The organism is Paenibacillus sp. FSL R7-277, from assembly GCF_000517965.1.
GTDB lineage: Bacteria > Bacillota > Bacilli > Paenibacillales > Paenibacillaceae > Paenibacillus_AQ > Paenibacillus_AQ silagei.
Genome location: NZ_ASPX01000036.1, coordinates 76,947 through 95,700, shown reverse-complemented (window position 1 = coordinate 95,700; position 18,754 = coordinate 76,947). Strand labels below are relative to the sequence as shown.

The following is an 18,754-nucleotide window of genomic DNA, read 5'->3' as shown; positions in this document are numbered from 1 at the left end:
ATACAGAAAGGAGGCGGAGTACGATGAGTGAACGTACCTCTAACCGGATATTCGATATCGTTAACGTTACCTTTATTGCACTGTTCGTGCTGTTCTGCCTGGCTCCGTTTATACACGTTATTGCGGTGTCCCTCAGCTCCACGCGGGCTATTACTTCCGGGGAAGTTACGATTTTCCCGATTGAGCTGAACTGGAAGGCGTATGTGCAGGTCTTCACCGACAATGCGATGATCCGCTCGCTGATCTTCACCATTATTTTGACGGTTGCGACTACGGTATTATGTATGCTGTTCACCGTTGCAGCTGCTTACCCGCTGACCAAAAGCAAGCTGAAGGGCCGTACGATGTTCATGTACCTGATCATCATCACCATGTTCTTCAGCGGCGGTATTATTCCTGAGTACCTGCTGATCCGTGATCTGCATATGATCGATTCTGTCTGGTCGCTGATTCTGCCCGGTCTGGTCAGCCCGTTCAACCTGATTATCCTGATCTCCTTCTTCCGCAGCATTCCGCCGAGTCTGGAAGAATCGGCCGAGATTGACGGCAGCTCGCATATCCGCACCCTGCTCAAAATCGTTCTGCCGTTATCTATGCCGGTTATGGCTACACTTGCGCTCTTCTATGCGGTAGGACGCTGGAACGGATTCCAGGATTCCCTGATGTATATCAATAATCCCGATCTGTATCCGCTTCAGCTGAAGCTCTTCCAGATGGTTCAGAACAATATGATCACTGAGCTGACGAACCTGGAGGGGGCGGCCCGCACCAAGCTGCCGCCGGAGAGCCTCAAGGCCGCCACTGTCGTCTTCGCCACGGTGCCGATTCTGGTCGTCTATCCTTGGCTGCAGAAATATTTCGTCAGTGGTGTTATGCTGGGAGCTGTGAAGGGCTGATTGATATCACTTAGAGTTGCGAGAGGAGAGACGGTCGTGGAGGATAAGGGAGAATTCTCCTTCTCCACCTGCTGGAATATGAGACGTCATTCTACAGGTGATGGATTACTTAATGAGATCCGGGAGCTGGGGTTCCGCAGGGTGGAGCTGAATTATAATGTGACGGAGGAAATGCTGGTTACCATCGAGCCGATGATTGAACGCGGGGAGATCGGTATATCGAGCGTTCATAATACGTTCCCCCATGTCCCGGACCCTGACTACGGCACGGATTCGGTCCTGCTGGGCTTCGAGGACAAGGAGAAACGGAAGCGGGCAATAGACCTGCTGGTCCGCTCGGCAGAGTACGCTCAGCGTTACGGCGGCGAAGCCGTGGTAGTGCATCCGGGCGAGGTACCGTTCCCGTATGATATCTCCGGGGAGCTGGAGCAGATCTACGAGGGGCAGGGCAGGGATTCGGCAGCTTACCGCAGCAAATGGGCGGAGCTGATGGAGCGGCGTGAAGCGTATAGTACAGGCTATGTGCAGACCATTATCGAGAGTCTGGACGAGGTGTGTAACCGCGCGGTGTCCAAGGGGCTGAATATCCGCTTCGGCATCGAGACCCGCTCCAAGCCGCAGCAGATTCCGACACTGGCGGAAGCGAAGACGATCATCCATGCCTTAAAGGGAGCGCCTGTCGGCATCTGGTACGATACGGGTCACGCTATTCTGATGGACCGTCTGGGCCTGTATGACAGTATAGGGGAAATGGAAGGGCTGATGGATGATATCGTCGGTGTCCATATTCATGAGACGATCGGCCTTGCCGACCACTGGTGCCCTTATGTGAACAGCGGAGATCCGGATTTCTACGATGCTTATCTGCCGATGATTGAACGGGCACAGGTCAAGGTGTATGAACTGAAGGCGGCCTGCCGCCCGGAAGAGATGCATGAGAGCCACCGTCTACTTACAGCCAAGCTGGCGCGCAGAGGATAGGCCGCAGGCGGATGGGCACCAGAGGAATCAGAGAAATTAGCCAGAGAGCTTCCCGCAAGGAGGAACCTAATGTATAAGCAATTGGTAGAGAGTAATGACAGAGCAGTAGAACAGGGAATTCCCCGGCAGGTGCTGGATCAGAGCAACCTGTATTATGGGGGAACCCTTGATCCCCATACGGGGATTGCCTGGGTGAATCACACCACTGGTACCCCAACGGATATGTGTTACTGGGGTGCGGCGCTGGTGAACCCGGATTCGAAGTATTACCGGGATGAGGAGCTGCTGGAACGGCTGAAGCTGGCGACGGAGTTCGTGCTGCGCTTCCAGCATCAGGACGGCTCCATCTCCCCGGGCTGGACGAATTATCATTCGCCGCCGGATACGGCCTTCGTTGTGGTCGGCTACGCGCAGTTATATCAGCTGTTGGCGAAGCAGGAGTGGCCGCCGCTTCAGCCGGTGCTGGACAACATGCTCCTGTTCCTGGAGCAGTCCCTCCCCGTAATGCTTACGGGCGGGGTCCATACTCCGAATCACCGCTGGGTGATGTGCGCGGCGCTAGGGTTTCTCTATGAGCTGTTCGGCAGAGAAGAGGCCCGGCAGCGGGCGGATGAATGGCTGGCAGAAGGAATGGACATCACGCCGGAAGGGGAATGGACCGAGCGGAGCAACGGCATCTACAGCGCCGTAAGTGATATTATGCTGATTCATGCCGCCCGGCTGCTGGATAAGCCGGAGCTACTGGAACCGGTGCGCCGGAACCTGCACATGATGGTCTACCTTGTTCACCCGTCCGGCGAAGTCGTGACCGATTATTCCGGGCGGCAGGATCTGGGGGTGCTCCATGATCTGTCTCCTTATTATCTGCCGTATGCGATCCTTGCCCGTTCGGACAAGGATGCCGTGCTGGCCGGTATGGCGGAATGGGCCGGACGCTCCTTGTCCAATCCGGGCGTCTGCTCGGTGAACGCCCTGGTACGTATGCTGCTGGAGCCGGAGCTGCAGCAGCCGCCGGAGGCTACAGCAGAGCTGCCTGTGCAGTATGAGCAAATCCTGAACGGTGATTTCCTGCGGGAGCGCTATCTGCAAAGAATGGAGTCGGCGGGTCACCAGGGACGGATCTACCACAGCCGGCTGCATACCGACTTCGGGGCGCCTGTGGCCCGGCTCAGAGACGGGGCGACCAGCGTGACGCTGATCACGGAGACGCCTTCGTTCTTCGCGATGCGTCACGGTGCTGTAAGGCTGCTGGCCGTGCAGCTGAATACCAGCTTCTACCCCGGATTCGTGCCGATGCAGGAGATGACCCGGCTGCCGGAGGGCTACCTGCTGAAGGGCGTGCAGAAGAAGGGCTACTACGGTCCGGTGGAGAGTGCGCTTCTCCCGCCGGAAGCGGGTACGGCTGTCAGTCCGTGGTATCTTTTGCCGCATCAGAGCCGTCCGCTGACCCATGAACAGACGTTGTCTGTGGCGACTGAGGTACACCGTACAGAAACGGGCTGGAGTATCCGGCTGCACTGCGCGGAACCAGCCCAGGTCCTGGCTCAGTTGTCCTTCAAATTCGGCTGGGAAGGTAACTTCGCTTCAGGTGAGCTTCCGCCAGCGGATCAGAACAACTTCACCCTGGGAGAACTGCAGTCAGTGGATGAGGATAACTTCCTGTGGAGCGGCGGGCAGATTCGGTATACTTCTGGCGGAGAGTGGATCGACCTGACGGGCGGCGAAATGGCCCATCTCGGCAGAACATCCCCGGAACCCGGCCCGCCGAAGAGCTACAAAACCGTGCAGGTTAACCTGGTGACCCCGTTCGATAAGACATTTACGCTTACACTGTCTCCTGCGCAGTAGAGTTGGCAGAAGTAGTAGCGTGTGGGCGATGGCATGTTCGCTTGGACATGCGCAAAGACACCAGCATCTTCGGAGAGGCCACTGAAAAACTACCTATTCCGCGAAAATACCAACATTTTAGGGGGTCAAATATGATCCCCGAAATGCGAAACGAGCCTTAGAAGCGATTCTAGCGGCTCGTTTTTTTTGACGTTTTTAAAAAAGAGACTTTTTCAGTGGCCTCTCTTCGGAGGCTGGTGTCTTTGGCGTGAGGATACGGTTGGCACAATGAGGTGCATTAGTGCACCTGATTTCGGAAAAGTTGGCGGCAGGTGCGGACTGGAGTGGTTAACCGCTTCTATCTACTTATTGCAAGAGTAATTGAAAATTTCTATTTCCCTGTTTTTTTATCATTTAATAGATTATTTCCTATTTTATGACTTTTATCATAGTTGTCCATCAGGAAAAGTTTTACATTATTTACAAGTTAGTAAATGCAACTCTATCAGTCCTGAGGAGGATGAGGGCGTATGAGATTGTCTAAGTATAACTACAAACACAGATTAAGCGATGATGTTCTGCTGATCATGAATACATTAACCGGCGCTGTAGACTTGGTTGAGCCTAAGGTAGCCCGTGTTCTTTTTAATAGAAGCTCTGATGCATCTGCATTAAACGATCTGGATCCGGAAACTCGTACCCTGCTTAAGAGCAGAGGGTATCTCACGGATATGAAGGAAGAACAATATGTCCGTGAATCACTTGAAACCTACTACCGCTCTCATCCGGCCTTACAATTCACAATCTGCCCCACCTACAAATGTAACCTCGCCTGCCCTTATTGCTTCCAATCGGACATTCACCAGGACTCGCCGACGCTTGACCTTGCACAGATTAATGAGATATTTCAGGCGATGGATCAGATGGTGCATCTGAAGCCTGAGGCGGCCGTCCAGTTCGAGCTTTTCGGGGGCGAGCCCTTCCTGGCCCGTAATCAATCTCAGGTGGAGTATATTTTACAGCAGGCTATTGAGCGGAGTTGGCCTATTCTCTCCATTACGAACGGTACCGAACTCGGTGCGTATTTCCCTTTTCTGCAGAAGCACTCGGCGCATTTCCGCCATATGCAAATCACACTGGACGGCCCGAAGGAGATCCACGACCAGCTGCGTAAATACAGGAACAACAGCGGCAGCTATGATCTTATCTGCTCAAACATTACTTTTCTCCTGGAGCACCATATACCCGTAACCGTCCGAATCAACACAGGCCGGGAGAATGTCCGGCATTTGCCGGAGATGTTCGCCGGGTTCGAGCGGCTTCAGTGGACAAGCTCACCTGATTTCTCCTGCCAGATTGCCCCGATCAATGATAATTTCAATACGGGGAAGGTTGCCGGCTTCCAGCCTGAATCTGATCTTCTGAAGCAGCTTCATTTACTCTTCCCGGATTGGGAAGCCACCCGGCGCAGGTATAAGGTCAGCCTGGGGTATTTCATGGAGAAGAAGCTGCGGATACTCCGCAAAGCTATGTTTGACACAGACGATGACCACTATTACTTCGATCTGTCCGGCTGCAGTGCTTCAAAGCGTCATAATCTCGTATTTGGTGCAGACGGGCGGCTGTATCCGTGTGTTGAAACCGTCGGATTCCCGGATTATTCGATTGGAAGCTACCTTCAAGGGCTGCATTTGGATGAAGAGAAGTGGCAGAGATGGCACCGGGATATCGTGGTGAATGACAAATGCAGACACTGTAATCTTGCGCCTCTCTGTGGTGGCGGCTGCGTACTGAAAGGAAGCAGAGACGGGGAATTACGGGATTTCGAATCGAACTGCAGCGATACAAGGCAATATCTGAAGACCTATCTCGATCTTCACCGGGACCGTCTGCTCGAAAGCTATTGCCAGTGAACACCATTACCCTGATGTCAAGGTATTTACCTTGCCATAAATATTCTTAGAGGAGAGGAGGTAATGTACATGAAATCACTGACGAAGAACAAGGATCTCTGGACGAATCTCACAGCCAAAGACCTTGAAGAAATTACGGTTCCAATGGCATGTTGCCAGAAAGCATCCATTCAAATCAACAATCCTACCAAAAAAGCCATCTAACAGCATCCTTATATTTGGGAAATAGCGGGAAGCGCATCCTTATGCCTTCCCGCTGTTCATACCAGGGGGGATAGATATTGTATATTTCAGAATATATTCTTACGTATCGCTTAAGAAACGGCCGTCATCTTATCTTCAATTCCCTGTCAGGCGCAATGGATATTGTGGAAGAGCATATCAGCCAGTTCCTCCAGAAACAACAGCCTGTTGCCTATACTCTCACCGCTGATGAAGAACAGTTTCTGGCCGGCAGAGGTTATCTGTACAGGGAGCGTGAAGAGGAGCAAGCCCTGATCCGCCGGTACAAAGAATACCTGGATCAGCATGGATCGGGTGACATTTCCTTTGTGTTCTGTCCTTCCATGACCTGTAATTTGAAATGTGTCTACTGCTTTGAGCCCCAAGAGATCCGCTCCAGCCATGAACAGATGACTGAAGATCAGGTGCAGGCTGCCTTCCTGGCCATGGATCAAATCATGCAGCAGCAACAGTCTGCCCGGCATCATTTTGTTATTTTTGGCGGGGAACCGCTCCTGCCCCTGAACCATTCTATCGTCGGACTTATTCTTGAGCAGGCCAAAGCTAGGGGAATTACAGGAACGGTCATATCCAATGGGGTGTTCCTGTCACACTATCAGGAATTGCTAGAGCCTTACAAGGACATGCTCAGAATCCAGTTAACCATAGACGGCCCCCAGGCGGTTCATGACCGGCGGCGGATCACCCGGGCCAATGAGGGAACCTTTATGAAAATAACCGCTCAGATTGACTCCTTCCTGGAGCATAATTTCGACATCGCTATTCGTGTCAATCTGGATGGTGAGAATATAGAGCATCTGAATGAACTCCTGGATTTCTTCCAGGAACGGCAATGGAATGCTTACCCTAACTTCTCGGTTTCACTGTCTCCCGTTGAGAATTATGCAGGGAATTCCGCCCCGGGCCTGCTGCCCAGCTATCAGCTCACGGAATTCATCAAAGTGCATGTGCCAAACGATAAACTAAAAAGGCTGAATGTCGTATTAAACAGTGATCTAACCAGACTCTCCCTGCCGTTCGAGCACGTGCTGGGAACAGGCCTCGCTAAAGATAACTATTTCCCTAACTATTATTTTTGTGAGGCGGCCGGAGGAAAAACATTCACCTTCTCGCCGGACCACCAGGTCTACCCTTGCACCAGTATTATAGGTAATCCCAAATGGAGTCTTGGAACGTATTACCCTCAGCTTAAGCTGGATGACCAGAAGCTGGCGCTCTGGAAGGAACGTCATGTCTTGAATCAGCCGGAGTGTAAAGGATGCAATATCGCTTTTCTATGCTCCGGGAATTGTCCGGTTCAAGCCGACCGAACCACCGGTTCGATCTTAGGCGCCTACTGCGGAAATGTGAAGCGTGACCTTGACAGCCATCTGGAGCTGCTGAATGCTTCGTTCACCGCCTTAAGTTAAATCTTCTCCTACGTGAGGTGACTGGGAAATGATTCAATTGATATGTCCGCCCTATAATGCAGCTGTGGATACCGTTGATCCTCCGCTCAACCTGCTTGTGCTAGGCGCTGCACTTCTTGAAGCGGGGTACGGGGTATGTCTCACTGATCTGGCATTACTCTATTCAGGCACCAGCCATTTCGATACAGCAGCCCTTGCCGGTATTGCCCGATTAATCATCGGCAAGCCCTCCAGAGTTCTCGGATTCACGGCGATGTGCGGCAATTATTCGATCGCACTGAGAATTGCGGAGGAATGCAAACGGCTGGACCCGGACAGAATCATTATTCTTGGCGGACCCCATGCGAGCTTCGTAGCGGCTGAAACCTTAACCCATTTCCCAGCGATAGACTATATCGTTGCCGGAGAAGGCGAGCTGACGCTGCCGGAGCTGATTGCGGTCCTGGAGTCGGGCCATCCGCTCTCAGAGGTAGAAGGAATCTGCTTCCGTGAAGAGGGGACAATCCGCACCAATCCGCCGCGGCCGATTCTGAGGAATCTCGATGATACGCCCTTCCCTGCCTTTCATCTAATCGAGGATATTGAAGCTTATTTTACCACTCCGGAGAGCCGGTTTTTTCCGGTTGAGGCGGGACGCGGCTGTCCCTTTAATTGCAGCTTTTGCAGCACCTCGACTTTCTTTTCACGAAAATACAGAACTAAAAGTCCTGCACGGATCATCGCCGAGATGAGATACGTCAGGGATCGTTGGGGAATCACCCATTTCAGCTTAACGCATGATAATTTCACGGTTAATCAGAAGTTTGTCAGACAATTCTGCCAGGAGCTGCTGGATTGCAGCGAGCCCTTCACCTGGAGCTGCTCCTCCCGGACGGACCACGTCAATATAGAACTGTTTGAGGTGATGATGCAGGCTGGATGTAATGGCGTCTTCTTCGGGATTGAGAGCGGCAGCCAGCCCATCCAGCAGGTCATTGGCAAAAAGCTCGATCTGAACCAGGCTTATGAGCTGCTCCGCGAGCTTCATCGGCTGGGTCTGTCATGTACGGCTTCATTTATTACCGGATTTCCCGAAGAGACAACCGAAGACCTTAATCAGACGCTGGATATGATTGTCCGGCTGCTCTCCATAGGAATAGCGGATGTGCAGCTGCATCAACTGTCCCTTTTTCCCGGAACCCAATTGTTTGACGCAGCGAAGGGCAGCCTGGTGCTGGACGAGCAGTTCTGGAGCACGAACGATATGAACAGTGATTTCCAGCTATCCGGCATTGAAAAGAACTGGATTGCCAGCTACCCGCAAATTTTCAGCAACTATTACTCCTTGCGGTCTGTGGATACACACACTCTGCACAGGATCAGAAAGCTCTACTACCCGCTGGCCCGTTCGTTCTTCCGCACCTTGTATTATCTCAATCATCTGGCGGCTGTTCCATACACCCGTACAATCGATTATGTCTCTGCCAGGCTGGATATGCATGAGGCAACACCGCCGGAAGCGGAGCTGGCCCTCATTCTTGATGAGCTGGTGCAGGGTCTTGTGCCGGAAACCGGGCGGGTCCTTAAGGACTTCCTGTCTTATGAGCGTGCGGTGATGGAACTGATGCAGCAGGATACAGCTCCGCAGGACACAACTGCTATGAAGCCTGTCAAAGTGATGCAACCGCACTATTCCATCCCTGCGCTGAAGCTGCACAGTCCCCTTCCTGCAGAGCTTGAGCTTGCGGAAGGGCATGAAGATTGGATTCTGCTGGTGCTGGAGAGCGCACCGGCTCTTGAAGGGCGCAGGCGCTACGTCCGGGTGATGAGCATGGACCCTTTAAGCATTGCTATTATTCAACAGATGGAGGACGGGAGCGACTTCAGGACGGTTGTACACAACCTGGCGTTAGAGAATCCTTTTGCTGCCAGCGAACAGGATCGGCAGGAATGGATCAGCCGGGTGTACGACCATTTCCATACGCATGAATTGCTGACTTCTTAGGGTGACAATACCGAAAGAGAGGGGGCCTTTCCTTGTGGAGTATGCTGAAGAACGGAGTGTTCCGACGGTTATGGTGCACGCAGACCTTATCTTCTGTAGGAGATGAGATCAGGAACTGGGCCATCCTGTTCTGGGTATTTGCAGAAGCGGATCAAGCTGTCTTTTACCGGACGGCTCTTTTGTTTGCCCAGATGCTCCCGGTCTTTATCATGGCTCCTCTTGCCGGAACATGGGTTGACCGCAGGAAACCAAAGAAGGTGCTGCAGGCGACGCTGGTGATCCGGGCCGCGATGTCTTTTGTACTGGCCGGATTGATCTGGATGGAGCAGGTTCCGCTTTTGCTGGTCATGCTGGCCTTCACCTGTACGGTTCAGCAATTTTTTCAGCCTGCCATCAGTAAATTAACGGTCACAGCCGTGGACAACGAGGATTACGGTACCGCCAGTTCCTCTGTAAAGACGGTAGATACGCTGATCAGTCTTGCCGGGCCTGCAATCGGAGCCTTTGTCTACCAATGGTGGGGGGCGTCAACTTCTTTAATTGTGGACGGCTTTTGTTTCATCGCAGGCAGCCTGTTCATTCTGAGTCTTAAGGTGAGCCCGGCCCCCCTGGCAGCACCCTCCGATTCCGGTCCGGCAACCTCCTTTTGGGTGGATGTCCTGGAAGGCTTCCGGTATATCTTCGCTTCTGCGCTCACCAAACGCTTATTTATCATGTTGGCGGTAATGGGGGCGTGCACAGGGGCGATTAATCTGTTAAATATATATTTCGTAGTGAAAGAGCTGCATTTAGACCAGAATTACTTAGCCTGGGCAAGCACCGCCGGGGGCATCGGTATGTTCGCGGGGGCGCTCGGTCTGAACCTGCTTGGGACAAAATTCAAAAATTATGTGCGAATCAACATTTGGGGAGCAGCGGTCATGACTCTGGGGCTGTTGCTGCTAACGCTCTCCTTCGGCTCTTGGTCCATGCTGCTCAGCCGTGTCATTATCGGGATTGGCATATCCCTGCTGAGCATTACGCTGTCGACTCTGTTAATGACCTATGTTCCTGAGAACCTGCTCGGACGCGTCGGTTCCGTGTTTGAAGGCGGTCCGCTGGCAACCAATATGCTGTCTTATCTATTTTTCGGATGGTTGTATGTGTACACTGGCGCCAGATTGATCTTCGGCATCTCTACTATACTGTTCTTCATGGCGTTTCTGCTGGCCCTTAGCCTTCAGTCTGTACTCTCCCCGGCCCGGAGAGTCCGTGCCGAACAGCAGGAGTTCATCAGCCCGTCCCAGTAACAGCCTAACCCGGGATGCACCGGCGGGATGAGCGTTAAAGAGTAGCCCATTCAGACGCAGCAAGCGTTCCCCGTAATCTATTTCACCACAGAAGCCTCCCAAGCTGCCGCTTCCCGGCAGTCTGAGAGGCTCCATGATTCTATCCGTCAGTCTCCCCCACCGCCACCAGAATCACCGCCACCAGAATCGCCACCGCCTCCGAAATCGCCTCCTCCATGGCTGCTGTGACCTCCGCTATCCCAGCCTCCGTGGCTGCCGTGATAATGATCATGGGTATGATTCCCGTGGTGATGACCATGATGATGGCTGGGGCCGCTGTGCCCGTCCGTGCCCGGATGGATTTTGTGTGGGCTGTTTTCGTTGTAGCTGCCCGCATCGGCTCCGGTACCTGTGATAAAATAATGATCTCCAGAGTGAGAGCGGGTTCTATTGCCGTAATTTTTGTACCGCGCATTACGATTACTGCGATTAATCAACTTCACCGCAACGAAGATAACTGCTCCTGCGAATATTAAGCTTCCCATCATGCAGAACCTCTCCTTTAACTAAATGTAGGATTGCCCTCATAGCTGAATCATACCATAATTCTGGAAACTACTTGAAATGCTGCTTGAATTGTCCCGGGGTGAGGCCGGTATACTTCTTGAATACCTTGGTAAAATAGCTCTGGTCGTTAAAATGCAGACGGGTAGCGATATCCGACAGCGTGATCCCGGGCAGCTGGATCAGACGCTTGGCTTCTTCGACCCGCTGCTGCTGGATGTAGTCGCTGATGGCGGTTCCAGTTTCTTTTTTGAACAGCTGGGACAGGTAACTGGCACTCATTCCGGCGTATTCAGCCAGCCTGCCGAGTGGAAGCTCCTCATACAGATGATTGTAAATATAATTCCGGCACCGGTCGGAGATGCGGGAATGTCTTGCGCTGCGGCTGCCCTCCACCTGATCGGCAAAGTCACAGAGTGCGGCTAGCATAGCACGATCCACCGCCGGAATATCACGGAGCTCCTCAATATACTGGATATGGAAGTCACTCAGGGTATAGGCAGCCTCCCAGAACAGTCCGCCTTCAATCGCCGCGCGGGTGGCCAGCGTGATGGAGGAGACAGCCAGATTTTTTTTGCTGCGCAGCTGGCTTTTGCGGGACAACCTTCCGAAGCTCTCCTCGGCAAAAGAAGCATGGGTCCGCAGCAGCCCCGCCTTGTCCCCATTGGTAATATAGCGGAACATTTCGCGTTCCTGCATCGGGTCATGGTGCAGCCATGTATGCTCGCGGCGGTAGGACAAGTCCAGATCCGGGCTGTCGTCCGCCGGATGCAGCGGTTCCGCCAGCGGACCCGCCGCCAGCAGCAGCTCCGTTACGGACAATGCCTGCCCGGTGACAAGCGTGTAGAGCAGCAGCGCCGCATGATACCAGCGCTTCCGGCTAATTATAGGCAGGTTGCCGTAATACTCTAGCCAGCTTGCCTGCTGCCCGGGCGGGATGTTGTGGTCGCGCAGCAGGCTGGCTGCATTATCACCGGTAACAGGTGCGTTCAGCGCCGGGCCGGTGACGATGGCACCGTCAGCGCCGGGAAGCTGGAGAATAATGAAATTCTCCAGAAAGCCAGTCGCGTACAGACGCGGTAACGCGGGTGCGGCCGCAGCAGCAGTTCTACCCGTGACCGCGTTGAGCGTCCCGCCTTCAACTGCAGTCCTGCTACTAACCGTACTATACGTCTTGTCCGTCTCCACATTGAGCGTCCTGCCCGCTGCCGCTCCTCCGTGCCCCCGCACTAGCTCCATCACCTCAACCGGCAGGCCGCCTGTTCCCTGAACGGAAGGGCGGTTTAGTGCAGCCGGTCCCAGGGCTAGACGGGGCGCAGCCGCTTCATCAACCCACAAGACCGGGACCCGGTAAGCTTCGTAGATTAGCTTGCAGATGTACTGTATACCTTCGTCATTCCCGATTCCCTTCGCCATAGGCCGCCCCCTCTTTTGTCTACTTAGAATACCAAAAATCGAATGAAAGTACCATAATTGGCCGGAACAGTCATATAGAATGGAGTCAAGAAACCGTATTCATAGGAGGCTATATAATGGCAAAGGACGTAACAGAGCTTCAAAAGCTCATTTCGCAAATGACACTGGAAGAGAAGGCCGGACTCTGCTCCGGGCTGGATTTCTGGAACACCAAAGGCATTGAACGTCTGGGTATCCCCTCAGTGATGGTAACGGACGGTCCTCACGGTCTCCGCAAGCAGCAGGGTGACGCAGACCATCTTGGATTGAATAACAGTGTACCGGCAACCTGTTTTCCGTCAGCGGCCGGACTGGCCTCCTCGTGGGACCGTGATCTGATCTTCCGGGTGGGCGAGGCGCTGGGAACGGAATGCCAGGTGGAGAATGTCGCCGTTCTGCTCGGACCAGGCAATAATATCAAGCGCTCTCCGTTGAATGGGCGGAACTTTGAATATTTCTCGGAGGACCCGTTCCTGGCCTCAGAGATGGCTGCGAATCATGTGAAGGGTGTGCAGAGCCAGGGAGTGGGGACGTCGCTGAAGCATTTTGCCGCCAATAACCAGGAACACCGCCGCATGTCAGTGGATGCGGTTATTGATGAGCGGACGCTCCGCGAGATTTATCTAGCCAGCTTCGAAGGCACCGTGAAGCAGAGCCAGCCGTGGAGTGTGATGTGCTCGTACAATCAGGTGAATGGAGAGTATGCTTCCGAGAGCTATGAGCTGCTGACCAAGGTGCTGCGCGAGGAATGGGGCTTCGAAGGCTTCGTCGTGTCCGACTGGGGAGCTGTCAATGAGCGGGTAAAGGCACTGGCAGCAGGGCTGGAGCTGGAAATGCCGTCAAGCGCAGGAATCGGAGACGCCAAGATTGTAGCGGCTGTGAAGAGCGGAGAATTGGCTATGGAGACGCTGGATCTCGCTGTAGAACGGATACTGGCCTTTATCTTCAAAAGTGTCGAAAACCGCAACCCGCACGCGGTCTTCGACCCGGAGAAGCATCATCAGCTTGCGCGCGAAGTGGCCCGGGAGAGTATGGTGCTGCTGAAGAATGAAGGCGGGATTCTGCCACTTGTGAAGAGCGGCCGGATCGCCGTGATCGGTGAATTCGCCAAGCAGCCGCGCTATCAGGGCGGGGGCAGCTCGCATGTGAATCCGAGCCGGATGGATGATGCCTTCGTTGAATTGCAGGCCGTTGCCGGGGATGCGGCCAGCTTCCTGTACGCACAGGGCTATGAGCTGGAGAGCGATGACATCAATGCTGATCTGCTGCGCGAAGCCTGTGATACAGCAGCTAAGGCGGATGCAGCTGTGCTGTTCCTTGGTCTGCCTGACCGCTACGAATCGGAGGGCTATGACCGTAGCCATCTGCTGCTTCCTGCGAGCCATAAGGCGCTGATCGAAGCGGTGGCCGAGGTTCAGAGCGAGATTATTGTAGTGCTGAGCAACGGCGCGCCGGTCGAGATGCCTTGGCTGCATAGGGCGAAGGCGGTGCTTGAAGGCTACCTGGGCGGTCAGGCTTTTGGCGGTGCGGTTGCGGATCTGTTATTCGGCGATGTGAGCCCGAGCGGCAAGCTGGCGGAGACCTTCCCGATGAAGCTGAGCGACAATCCGTCCTTCCTGAACTTCCCCGGTGAAGGCGATACGGTGGAGTACAAGGAAGGCTTGTTCGTAGGCTACCGTTATTATGACAAAAAAGAAATCGAGCCTCTGTTCCCCTTCGGCTACGGCCTCAGCTACACGGAATTCGAGTACAGCCGCCTGCTGCTGGATCAGACCCGCATTCAGGACACAGATACCGTTCAGGTATCGGTCACTGTCAAGAACACCGGCAGCAGAGCGGGCAAGGAAGTCGTGCAGCTGTATGTCAGTGATGTGGAGAGCAGTGTGATCCGTCCGCTGCAGGAGCTGAAGGGCTTCGGCAAGATTGAGCTGCAGCCGGGGGAAGAACGCACCGTAACCTTCACCTTGGATAAGCGTTCCTTCGCTTATTATAATGTGCAGTTAGGCGACTGGCATGTGGAGAGCGGGAGGTTCAAGATCGCTGTAGGATCTTCCTCGCGCGATATCCGTCTGAGCACGGAGCTTGAGGTGGAATCCACCGTGAAGCTGTCCGGCCGCTTCCACCGCAACACCACAGTCGGTGACCTGCTTGCCAATCCGCTGACGGAGGAGAAGGCGAAGAGCTTCAGCAGCGTGTTCGGGCTGGAGGATGTGCTTGGCGACAATCCGGAGATGCTGCTGGCCATGATGAAATATATGCCGCTGCGCGCCATGATCGGCTTCGGCCAGGGCAAGTATACCGAGGCGGATCTGGAAGCGGATCTGCAGGAGCTGAACAGGCTGGCCGGACAGGAGTAAGAGATGCAGGGGTTGCATTCCGCAGCGTAGTTTGCTAACATACGGTGTAAGTTCATAAGCAGTTAATAGTTCTCTAGGGTTCCGCAGCAGGTACACACCGCTGGCCTGGTCCGAGGGAGAACACACGGATGAAGCCAATCCGTGTATACACGGAGGGACAAAAGCCCGGGAGGTATCGTCAATAATGACGATAACCTTCCGGGCTTATTTTATGAAACAGGAGGCAGGAGAAATGAAGAAGAGCACTAAGAGCTGGATCATGATTGCAGGCGCTGCTTGCTTTGAAGTGGTATGGGTCATCGGGCTGAAGCATGCCTCCGCTCCATGGGAATGGGCGGTTACGGCAGCGGCGATACTGATCAGCTTCTACGCCCTCATCTGGGCCAGCGGCAGGCTGCCGGTCGGGACGGTCTATGCTGTATTTGTCGGACTTGGAACCGCAGGTACCGTTCTTGCGGGCGGAGTCCTGTTCGGTGAACCGCTGCGGCCGCTGAAGCTGCTGCTGATTGGCCTGCTGCTGGCAGGGGTCGTCGGACTGAAGCTGGTTACCCCGGCTCAGGCTGAATCTGAACAGACAAAGGGGCTGAACTGATATGGCATGGGTTATGCTGATTGCCGCCGGTATATGTGAAATGTTCGGGGTTGCCATGATTGGCAAGCTGCACAAGGACCGCAACTGGCAGTCTGTCTGCCTTCTGATTCTAGGCTTCGGGGCAAGCTTCCTGCTGCTGTCTCTGGCGATGGAAAGTCTGCCGATGGGAATTGCCTATGCGATCTGGACAGGAATTGGAGCGTCAGGGGCAGCGGTTATGGGCATGTTGTTCTACGGTGAAGCCCGCGATCCGCGGCGGATCTTCTGCATTGTGCTGATCCTGGGAGCCGTAGCCGGCTTGAAGCTGATTGGCTGAGAATTCCGCTGAAACGTTACTGAGTTGGACACTTAACGGATGTTTCGCTGCCCCGGTTATGGTAAGTATAGTTAGTAAGAACATTATTCTTAATAAGGAGACTTATCACATATGAGCAGACCTGTATCTGAGAATATCCGCCTGAAGGACGGAGCTGTGCTGCCCAGACTGGGGCAGGGAACGTGGAGGATTGGCGACCAGCCGGCGAACCGGGCAGAAGAGATTGCTGCGCTTCGCCAGGGTGTGGAGCTGGGTATGAATCTGATTGATACGGCTGAGATGTACGGGGACGGACGTTCCGAGGAGCTGGTTGGTGAAGCGCTGCGGGGAATCCGCGACCGCGTATTCCTGGTCTCCAAGGTCTATCCGCATAATGCGGGCGGGACTAAGCTGATTAACAGCTGCGAAGCCAGCCTGAAGCGGCTCGGCACGGACCATCTGGACCTGTACCTGCTGCATTGGCGCGGCAACATTCCTCTGGAAGAGACCGTGGAGGGGATGGAGGCACTGGTGGCTTCCGGTAAAATCGCCCGCTGGGGCGTATCCAATCTGGATACGGCAGATATGCAGGAGCTGCTGAGTATTCCCGGCGGCAATCACTGCGCAGTCAATCAAGTGCTCTACCATCTGGGCTCAAGAGGGATCGAGCATGATCTGCTGCCCTGGCTGAGAGGACATAAGATTCCTGTCATGGCCTATTCTCCGCTGGCCCAGGCAGGCACGCTGAGAAAAGGGCTGACTGAGAATGAAGCTGTGCAGCAGATTGCCCGGAATCATGAGGTCACTCCGCTGCAGGTTCTGCTGGCCTGGAGTATCCGGGACGAGGATATCCTGGCTATCCCCAAAGCCGCCACCTGCGAACATGTGAATGAGAATGCCGCTGCCGCGAAGCTTGTGCTTTCAGACGAAGAGTTGTGGCAGCTCGACGATGCTTTTCCCCAGCCGTCGTGGAAGATTCCGCTGGACATGATTTAATCATAGCTTAACCGCTGCTGTATGGTATAGCTGTCTCCGCTTAGGGGGCGGCTTTTTTGTTGTTCTAGGAGACAAAAATATGAAGCTGCTAAGGTGCGCGGGCCGAATGTATGTGGAAAACCGAATACAATGTGCTGGCGCAAAGGTGTGTGGGCCGTATAGCGGCTACAGACCGCGAATGAGGAGCGTACATAGGTTGATTCCGTTCTTGTACGCTTCCTAAGCCTTAGATGATATTATACGGGAATTTGTGCATCCTATGAGGAAGCTTGTAGGCCGTTGGAAGCAAGGCGGATACTGGACTTAAGCCCCTTGGCAGGAGCTCTTAAATGTTGTCAACAATGTTCATGCCGAAACCGTGTTTTCAATTTGGTGACAAAGAAAGCGCTTTGATTTACGATGTGTTCAAAGGGAAACACCTTTCAGGAAGAGTTGCGGAAGGTTCCCGTTCATTACAATAAGGGGGCATCTTAAATGGCCACAACGGCAACGAAACAAGCTTCATCCGGCGGTGGAAGGGTGAAGGTTCAACAATTCGGACGTATGCTCAGCGGTATGGTTATGCCGAATATCGGCGCTTTTATCGCTTGGGGATTAATTACAGCATTATTCATTCCGACCGGCTGGTATCCCAATGAAAGCCTGGCAGCACTGGTAGGCCCAATCATTACTTACCTGCTTCCGCTGCTAATCGGGTACACCGGCGGACAGATGGTTCACGGCAAACGCGGTGCAGTTATCGGCGCGCTGGTGACCATGGGGGTTATCGTAGGTACAACCATTCCAATGTTCCTGGGTGCGATGATTGTCGGTCCGCTGGCTGCTTGGATTCTGAAGCAGTTTGACAGAGCAATAGACGGCAAAATCAGAGCCGGCTTCGAAATGCTGGTTAACAATTTCTCACTGGGTATCATCGGCGGCGCTTTGACGCTTGGAGCCTTAAAAGGCGTTGGACCGCTGGTTCAAGGATTGACCAATATTCTATCGAATGGCGTGGAGTTCCTGGTGAACCATAACCTGCTGCCGCTCATCAATATCATCATTGAGCCGGCCAAGGTTTTGTTCTTGAACAATGCGATTAACCACGGCATCTTAACTCCTATTGCTACAGAAGAATCTTTAAGAATAGGTAAGTCTGTTCTTTACATGTTGGAATCCAACCCTGGTCCCGGACTTGGTATCTTGCTGGCTTACTGGCTGGTGGGTAAAGGCTCTGCGAAATCTTCTGCACCAGGCGCAGTAATCATTCACTTCCTGGGCGGGATTCATGAGATCTACTTCCCTTACATCCTGATGAACCCGCGTCTGATTCTGGCAGTCATCGGCGGCGGTGTTTCCGGTACATTCACGTTCCAGCTTCTTGGCGCAGGACTTACAGCGTCACCTTCTCCTGGTAGTATCTTTGCCTACTTCGCAATGACGCCAAAAGGTGGATACCTTCCAATGCTGGCAGGGGTAATTGTTGCTACGGTCGTATCCTTCCTGCTTGCAGCTCTCCTGCTGAAGTCTGTGAAGAAGAATGATGATGAAGAGATGGATCTGGAAGACGCAGCAGCTAAAATGAAAGACATGAAGTCGGCCGGTACTGCAGCTCAGACTGCGGCTACAGCAACCGTGGCTTCCAATATCCGCAACAAAGCAAGTGTCCACAAAATCGTATTCGCTTGTGATGCAGGGATGGGATCGAGTGCCATGGGGGCATCGGTGCTGAGAAAGAAACTGCAGAACGCAGGGGTCAACATCACGGTGACTAACTCTGCCGTCAGTGAAATTCCTGCCGACGCGGATATCGTGGTTACCCAGAAGACGCTGACGGACCGGGCGATTGCCAGCAATCCGAATGCCGAGCATATTTCTATCGACAACTTCCTGAAGAGCCCGAAATACGATGAGCTCGTAGAACGTTTGAAGTAAGAGGCACAAGTGTAAAATCTAAGTATATAGTTCTCGCTGAAACGGATGCCGTCCTCTGAG

The 18,754-nt window shown here is 53.6% G+C and carries 15 protein-coding genes and 1 riboswitch; of the genes, 13 read left to right on the top strand and 2 right to left on the bottom strand.

Annotation, left to right across the window (positions count from 1 at the left end; translation table 11 throughout):
• The first annotated feature begins 23 nt into the window (after positions 1 to 23).
• From C173_RS13995 to C173_RS13965, 8 genes are all read left to right on the top strand, one after another.
• A complete protein-coding gene (locus tag C173_RS13995) occupies positions 24 to 896 on the top strand; it encodes a carbohydrate ABC transporter permease (protein WP_036725750.1) in 873 nt (290 codons plus the stop codon).
• 78 nt (positions 897 to 974) lie between these two features.
• Positions 975 to 1,877, top strand: a complete 903-nt coding sequence (locus tag C173_RS13990) for a sugar phosphate isomerase/epimerase family protein (protein ID WP_051478053.1) — start codon at positions 975 to 977, stop codon at positions 1,875 to 1,877.
• A gap of 69 nt (positions 1,878 to 1,946) precedes the next feature.
• On the top strand, positions 1,947 to 3,725 hold the full coding sequence (locus tag C173_RS13985) for a hypothetical protein (RefSeq protein ID WP_036725745.1): 1,779 nt from the start codon (positions 1,947 to 1,949) through the stop codon (positions 3,723 to 3,725).
• A gap of 509 nt (positions 3,726 to 4,234) precedes the next feature.
• Positions 4,235 to 5,617 carry a radical SAM/SPASM domain-containing protein gene (locus C173_RS13980; RefSeq protein ID WP_036725743.1) on the top strand — a complete coding sequence of 461 codons (1,383 nt, stop codon included), beginning with the start codon at positions 4,235 to 4,237 and terminating at the stop codon, positions 5,615 to 5,617.
• A gap of 69 nt (positions 5,618 to 5,686) precedes the next feature.
• The gene (locus tag C173_RS35350; RefSeq protein ID WP_268748449.1) at positions 5,687 to 5,821 is read left to right on the top strand and encodes a hypothetical protein; all 135 of its coding nucleotides are present in this window, start codon (positions 5,687 to 5,689) and stop codon (positions 5,819 to 5,821) included.
• A 77-nt stretch (positions 5,822 to 5,898) separates the two neighbouring features.
• Positions 5,899 to 7,269 (top strand): radical SAM/SPASM domain-containing protein, encoded by a 1,371-nt coding sequence (locus tag C173_RS13975; RefSeq protein ID WP_036725742.1) that lies wholly within the window; start codon positions 5,899 to 5,901, stop codon positions 7,267 to 7,269.
• 28 nt (positions 7,270 to 7,297) lie between these two features.
• Positions 7,298 to 9,253 (top strand): B12-binding domain-containing radical SAM protein, encoded by a 1,956-nt coding sequence (locus C173_RS13970; protein WP_036725741.1) that lies wholly within the window; start codon positions 7,298 to 7,300, stop codon positions 9,251 to 9,253.
• A 41-nt stretch (positions 9,254 to 9,294) separates the two neighbouring features.
• Positions 9,295 to 10,542, top strand: coding sequence for an MFS transporter (locus C173_RS13965; RefSeq protein WP_235191890.1), 1,248 nt, complete (start codon positions 9,295 to 9,297; stop codon positions 10,540 to 10,542).
• A gap of 139 nt (positions 10,543 to 10,681) precedes the next feature.
• Here the strand turns inward: C173_RS13965 and C173_RS13960 are convergent, their stop codons facing one another.
• A complete protein-coding gene (locus C173_RS13960) occupies positions 10,682 to 10,996 on the bottom strand; it encodes a hypothetical protein (protein WP_155991457.1) in 315 nt (104 codons plus the stop codon).
• A gap of 140 nt (positions 10,997 to 11,136) precedes the next feature.
• Positions 11,137 to 12,501 carry a helix-turn-helix domain-containing protein gene (locus C173_RS13955; protein ID WP_036725736.1) on the bottom strand — a complete coding sequence of 455 codons (1,365 nt, stop codon included), beginning with the start codon at positions 12,499 to 12,501 and terminating at the stop codon, positions 11,137 to 11,139.
• A 116-nt stretch (positions 12,502 to 12,617) separates the two neighbouring features.
• On the opposite strand from C173_RS13955, the gene C173_RS13950 reads away from it, so the two are divergent.
• The 5 genes from C173_RS13950 to C173_RS13930 all read left to right on the top strand — a co-directional run bounded on the left by C173_RS13950 (position 12,618) and on the right by C173_RS13930 (position 18,694).
• Positions 12,618 to 14,897: a glycoside hydrolase family 3 C-terminal domain-containing protein gene (locus tag C173_RS13950; RefSeq protein WP_036725734.1), complete on the top strand. Its 2,280-nt coding sequence runs from the start codon at positions 12,618 to 12,620 to the stop codon at positions 14,895 to 14,897.
• Between the two features lie 62 nt (positions 14,898 to 14,959).
• A riboswitch (guanidine-I (ykkC/yxkD leader) is annotated at positions 14,960 to 15,071 on the top strand.
• 58 nt (positions 15,072 to 15,129) lie between these two features.
• Entirely contained in the window at positions 15,130 to 15,489 is a 360-nt protein-coding gene (locus tag C173_RS13945; RefSeq protein ID WP_036725854.1) for a DMT family transporter, read from the top strand.
• A gap of 1 nt (position 15,490) precedes the next feature.
• On the top strand, positions 15,491 to 15,805 hold the full coding sequence (locus tag C173_RS13940; RefSeq protein WP_036725732.1) for a DMT family transporter: 315 nt from the start codon (positions 15,491 to 15,493) through the stop codon (positions 15,803 to 15,805).
• A 111-nt stretch (positions 15,806 to 15,916) separates the two neighbouring features.
• Positions 15,917 to 16,780 (top strand): aldo/keto reductase, encoded by an 864-nt coding sequence (locus C173_RS13935; RefSeq protein ID WP_036725731.1) that lies wholly within the window; start codon positions 15,917 to 15,919, stop codon positions 16,778 to 16,780.
• Between the two features lie 474 nt (positions 16,781 to 17,254).
• Positions 17,255 to 18,694 (top strand): PTS mannitol transporter subunit IICB, encoded by a 1,440-nt coding sequence (locus C173_RS13930; protein ID WP_036725729.1) that lies wholly within the window; start codon positions 17,255 to 17,257, stop codon positions 18,692 to 18,694.
• The last annotated feature ends 60 nt before the right edge of the window (positions 18,695 to 18,754 follow it).